Origin of the sequence: Methanococcoides sp., assembly GCF_030594565.1 — an archaeon.
In the GTDB taxonomy this organism is placed as follows: Archaea; Halobacteriota; Methanosarcinia; order Methanosarcinales; family Methanosarcinaceae; genus Methanococcoides; species Methanococcoides seepicolus.
Window position 1 is genome coordinate 1 of record NZ_JAUVEY010000178.1, and the last position, 3,440, is coordinate 3,440.

The following is a 3,440-nucleotide window of genomic DNA, read 5'->3' on the forward strand; positions in this document are numbered from 1 at the left end:
TTCAAATGTAATAATGCAGGCATCAGAGTTATCATGATCACGGGCGACCATATCAAAACCGCTCACACCATTGCAAGACAGCTTGGAATCCGTACAGAAGGAGCATTGTCGGGCAGTGATATTGAAACAATGACCGATGAAGAGCTGATAGAAGCATTAAGGTCAGTCTCTGTTTTTGCAAGGACATCCCCTGAAGATAAATCCAGGATAGTCGGGTTATTAAAACAGGAAGGCGAAGTTGTCGCAGTTACAGGGGACGGTATCAATGATGCGCCTGCACTTGAAAATGCTGACATCGGGGTTGCAATGGGCCGATCAGGGACCGAAGTTGCAAAAGAAGCAGCGGACATGGTTCTTACTGATGATAATTTTTCATCCATTGTGAATGCGGTAGAAGAAGGCAGGGATGTCTATGGCAAGATACAGAAAGTGATCCTCTGGACATTACCCACGAACGCTGCAGAAGGATTGGCGATTTTAGCTGCTGTTCTACTGGGATTCGCGGCTCCGCCACTATTGCCATTACACATCCTGTGGATCAATACCGTAACAGCATTGGGGCTTGGAGTTTCTATGACGGTCGAACCGATGGAGAAAAGACTTCTTAATAGACCACCAAGGCCACAAAAAGAGCCACTGCTTCTTCCAGTTATCAAACGAAGGATAATAACTGTTGCATTACTAATGGTCACTGCTACTTTCCTGCTATACATCTTCAATATCAATAATGGCATGGATATCAGTACTTCACAAACAATAGCGTTGAATACTATCGTATTTTTCGAGATATTCTACCTTTTCAATTGCAAATCGATCCATGAGAACGTTTTCGGACAAATGTTCTCAAATAGATATATGCTTCTTGGGATCTCGATAGTGATCGGTTTGCAGATGTTCATTACTTACAACCCTACGATGAACATGATCCTGAGAACAAGTCCTATCAGGCTTATTGATTGGGTTGTGATAATAATAATTGCAAGTTCCATATTCTTTTTGATAGAACTGGAAAAATACCTACAGAAAATGAGACACAACAAACAGATCAAAAAATAATGAAATGCGAGGGTTATATGACCCTCAATCTTCATCACCACAGCAGCTACAGGAAATATTTCCTTTCAGAATCTCTTTCCAGTCTCCCAGGACATCATGTGTCCAACAGTCATCCGCACCTGCTGCTTCTCTCATCACAAGAGCAAATATGTAGGATAATTCTTTGACTGTAGCTCCTGCTTCCAGTGCGCCTTTAAAGTGCTTAAGGACACATGGCTTTGACCTTGCCTTGATGGAAAGGGCAAAACAGATGAACTGGTATGTTTTCTCATCTATCGTTCGATTTTCAGCATACAAATTATCGATCTCATCCAGCTTTTCCGTGAATTCTGGATAAAATTCTTCTAACATTCTCATTTCGATCCACATCCATATATTTTTTGTATTACTGTTCTGATATTTACCAGAACGGCGAATAAAGATGAAACTTAAGATAACTTAAAAGCAACGTTTCAATTTATATTGGAACACCATTCAAACGAATAAAATAGTAAGGGCAAACCCCGCTGTCCGTGAAGTCAAGATAACTCTCTTTTCCCACGCTGGAAAATGAGGGATAAGAGAAAAAACGTGCAAATGGTGCTTAATATAGTAGGAAGATGTAAAATCAAACGATAAGATATTGTTTAGAACAGAGATGAATATCAGAAAAAGAGGATGGCAGTAAGATCGTTCTAATATGCCATCTACTCAATAATTCTGAAAAAAAGAGAATCACTTCTTCTTTAGTTTTGCAAGTTTCTTCTTTGCAGAAGCATCGCCTGAGGATGCCTTTGCTTCAAGTCCTTCCATTTTCTCTTTTTTCTTGCCACTTTTCCTTGCTATATCCTTTTTAGACATTGCCATAGAAGCTCTTTTTTGAAGCCTATACTATATAAAATGATGCCAGTAGAGAATTAAAAAGGATGTAACATTCAGAAGCCTTATAATTCAAAAACTGGCAATATATAATGTGAATAAATATGAGATCACTACACTTGGTAGAAAACTGGACCTGGAATATCCAAATAATCGCCTGATAATCCAGTTAGCAACTCTTGTAACAATTTCAGCTCTTGTATTCTATCTCATTATAACCAAAGAAATTTCTAGCTCATTTGTCTATGGCATAAAAGCAGGGATCACAATATTCCTGCTCTGGGCGATTGCAAGGGAAATGGATCCTGACCATGAGTCGGCAGCTTTCATTCCGGTCATATTGACCCTGCCGCATGTGATAATCTTCGGGTTACACCCCATCTTTCCTTTAATTTGGTTCTTATTGTTACTAAGACTGGTAAACAGATCGACAGGTGCAAAGGCTGGTATTATCGACTCGTTAGCCATTCTTTCCATTGGAGCTTTCCTTACATATCAGTTAAGCTGGGTATTTGGGACGATCTCAGCACTTGGTTTTTTCCTTGACGGAAGACTATCCTCGCCATACAGAGGTCACCTCATACCCGCAGTACTATTGCTCCTCTATTCTGGTCTTGCTCTCATACACGAAATTACTGATGTGGTCATGGACATGTCCCTATTGAAAATAGTTGCCTTCACTGTTATGATCCTACTTGCTCTTCCGCTGTTCACTAACAGAGATACTATCATTAGTATCGGTGACAGGACAGGAGAAAGACTGGATGAACAGAGGATAAAAGCAACGCAGTTGCTGGCTGTATTCAGCGTATCTGCATTTATGCTATTCTCAACTGCCAGTGATGGGTTTTGGCCGCTCGTATGGACCATACCAGCAAGTGCTGGTCTGTACAAGGTATTATTGGAGATAAAGCAGATGCGAACATAAAGCATTATAAAATGATGACAACAGCTTAATATGGCATGCATTATACATAGTGCATATATTATATTTATCGTCATATTATATAATTTATTTTATTTAGGGTGATGTTATGATAGAACTTCTCAAAGCTCTGGCACTGGGATTTACGATAGGGATCTCAGCTGCACTAATTCCTGGTCCAATGATGTTCGCCACTGTTGGCATATCACTCGAAAAAGGATGGCGTACAGGTCCATTTGTATTTCTTGGGCATTCAATGGTAGAACTGACAGTTATCCTATTGGTCATTGCAGGAGCTTCTTCTTTCATAACTGACTCCACCATTGCCTACGTGTCAATATTGGGTGGTATTGTAATGATCCTTTTTGGGCTTGTTATTCTAAAAAGTGCTAAAAGCGTTTCAAATGTCAATATCGCTGAATCTGCCAAAAAGTTCAAAGGCTCAGTAGGCCCGGTGTCTGCGGGCATCCTTACCACAGCTCTAAATCCTGCATTTATTTTATGGTGGCTCACTGCCGGAAGTGCCATTATATTGCAAGAATATCTTTTAGGTATGCTGGCCATCGTTGCGTTCATTATCGGTCATTGGTTTGCAGACCTA

5 protein-coding genes are annotated in these 3,440 nt (G+C 40.2%); 3 read left to right on the top strand and 2 right to left on the bottom strand.

The features are described from left to right. A partial coding sequence (locus QAS77_RS11070) for an HAD-IC family P-type ATPase (protein WP_305065590.1) occupies positions 1-1,056 on the top strand: 1,056 nt, incomplete at its 5' end. 24 nt (positions 1,057-1,080) lie between these two features. On the opposite strand, the gene QAS77_RS11075 is transcribed toward QAS77_RS11070, so the two are convergent. Together QAS77_RS11075 and QAS77_RS11080 are read right to left on the bottom strand one after the other, a co-directional pair. Then, complete coding sequence (locus QAS77_RS11075) at positions 1,081-1,413, bottom strand: carboxymuconolactone decarboxylase family protein (protein ID WP_305065592.1); 333 nt, start codon at positions 1,411-1,413, stop codon at positions 1,081-1,083. A gap of 357 nt (positions 1,414-1,770) precedes the next feature. Beyond that, positions 1,771-1,902 (bottom strand): hypothetical protein, encoded by a 132-nt coding sequence (locus QAS77_RS11080; protein WP_276575054.1) that lies wholly within the window; start codon positions 1,900-1,902, stop codon positions 1,771-1,773. Between the two features lie 106 nt (positions 1,903-2,008). Here QAS77_RS11080 and QAS77_RS11085 point away from each other — a divergent pair, with 106 nt between their 5' ends. Together QAS77_RS11085 and QAS77_RS11090 are read left to right on the top strand one after the other, a co-directional pair. Further along, positions 2,009-2,842, top strand: coding sequence for a hypothetical protein (locus tag QAS77_RS11085; protein ID WP_305065594.1), 834 nt, complete (start codon positions 2,009-2,011; stop codon positions 2,840-2,842). A 106-nt stretch (positions 2,843-2,948) separates the two neighbouring features. Further along, the coding region (locus tag QAS77_RS11090; protein WP_305065596.1) for a LysE family transporter at positions 2,949-3,440 on the top strand (492 nt) is incomplete at its 3' end.